This is a genomic window from Actinomycetota bacterium (assembly GCA_005888325.1).
Taxonomy (GTDB): domain Bacteria; phylum Actinomycetota; class Acidimicrobiia; order Acidimicrobiales; family AC-14; genus AC-14.
Window position 1 is genome coordinate 1 of the sequence record VAWU01000009.1, and the last position, 1,541, is coordinate 1,541.

2 protein-coding genes and 1 pseudogene are annotated in these 1,541 nt (G+C 65.2%); 1 reads left to right on the top strand and 2 read right to left on the bottom strand.

Annotated elements, in window-relative coordinates; translation table 11 throughout:
* Positions 1-362, bottom strand: a pseudogene (locus tag E6G06_01315) (IS481 family transposase).
* Positions 363-560: 198 nt separating this feature from the next.
* Between E6G06_01315 and E6G06_01320 the strand changes: the two are divergent.
* A complete protein-coding gene (locus tag E6G06_01320) occupies positions 561-782 on the top strand; it encodes a hypothetical protein (protein ID TML93615.1) in 222 nt (73 codons plus the stop codon).
* 140 nt (positions 783-922) lie between these two features.
* On the opposite strand, the gene E6G06_01325 is transcribed toward E6G06_01320, so the two are convergent.
* Complete coding sequence (locus E6G06_01325; GenBank protein TML93616.1) at positions 923-1,492, bottom strand: hypothetical protein; 570 nt, start codon at positions 1,490-1,492, stop codon at positions 923-925.
* Between the last annotated feature and the right edge of the window lie 49 nt (positions 1,493-1,541).

Consider the following 1,541-nt stretch of genomic DNA (forward strand, 5'->3'; position numbering starts at 1 on the left):
CGCGTCGGTCGATCGAGCTGGTCGAGACGGTTGAGCCCGTGACGAACGAGCACTCGGTGCACGGTCGAGTGTGGTACCTGCACGATCCCGGCGATGCGCGCCGGCCCGAGTCCCCGACGGCGGCGCAGCGTGACGATGCGTCGCTCGGTGGACGCCTTGGTACGCGTCGGGGATCGGTGCGGCCGGCTCGATCGGTCCTCGAGGCCGTCGATGCCTTCGGCCTGGTAGCGCCGCCACCATTCACAGGCCCGGTCTCTCGACATGCCCATTGCCTCAGCGGCGTGCGCTACTGGCCATCCGGCCTCGATCCGCTGGCACAACAGCAGTCGACCCTGCGGGGTGAATCGAGCGTTACGGTGCACGTGAAGCCTCCGTTGTGAGCGTGGTGTCTTGGTCGATCCACACTCGCCCCGGAGGCTTCACTCATTGGTGGACCCTGTCAGCAAGGTCCATGGGCACTACAGCTAGCGGCACCTCTGCGCTCAGCCCGGCAAGCTTGTGCAACGGACGCGGAACCACCTGTCACCATCGACGGCATCTTCGAAGAGCTGCGCACCCGAGTGCCGGACGTGCAGGTCGAACGGTTGAAAGTGAAGTGGCCCGCGGACGACGACAACCTCTGGTTCATTCGGTCGGGCGGCGGCCCCGAGGTCCAGATTGAGTGCTCGCTGGAAGGTCGCGCGCCTTTCCTCATCGAAGGTGACGACCCCGGACACCGCACCCAAACACATGACGTCGACGAAGCCGTGAACACCATCGTTCAGTGGCTGACCACCGACTGACACGCACTTGGAAATGCCGGCTACATCGCACACGTGCTCGTCGGGGAACCGCCCGGTATCGCTCCGAGCCGGCGATAGGGGACGATGTGGCCCGGGGACGAGTTGACGGGGAGCCGTCGAAACCTCGTGATCACGCGATCCTACGGTGAGGTGGCGTGGAGTGGAACATGCTCGTCTGCCTGCATGGTCGGGAATCGCGCAGACAGCAGGACCCGGTTGTAGCGCTGCAGCATGACCGGGTAACCGTTCATGAGCACGTCGAACAGCAACGTTAGGCCAGCTGCGACCCACCAGCCGCGTTCCGCCGCGTTGATCACGACCCCGAGCATCGCGACGAGCAGAATGAAGTGGCTTGCCTCGGCATCGTTCATCCTTTGCTCGAGTTCCGCGAGGCGCTCGGGGGACCATTCCGCTGGCAGGTGCAGCCCGGGGTTGAACAGTGCAAGCGGACCACGGCGCAGCAGCCGCTTGACGAGCCTCACCCCAAGAAGCTCGTACAGCCATGGGTCACGCTGGAAGTCGCGTAGCTCGTGGTATCGCCGCGGCAACCGCGGCTGCATGATGCGGCTCACGGTTCCGAGCCATGTCATGGGCGCCCACACGACCAGGAACGCGAACGCGGCACTCGTCGCTCCCAGGAGGCGCACGCCGAACAGCACCACCGCCGCGGCAATAGCGGTCGCGGCCGCGACGAGGACGCTCTTGACCATGATGCGATAATCGTCGTCCTTCGTGCCCGAAGCTAGGGACGAAGGACCT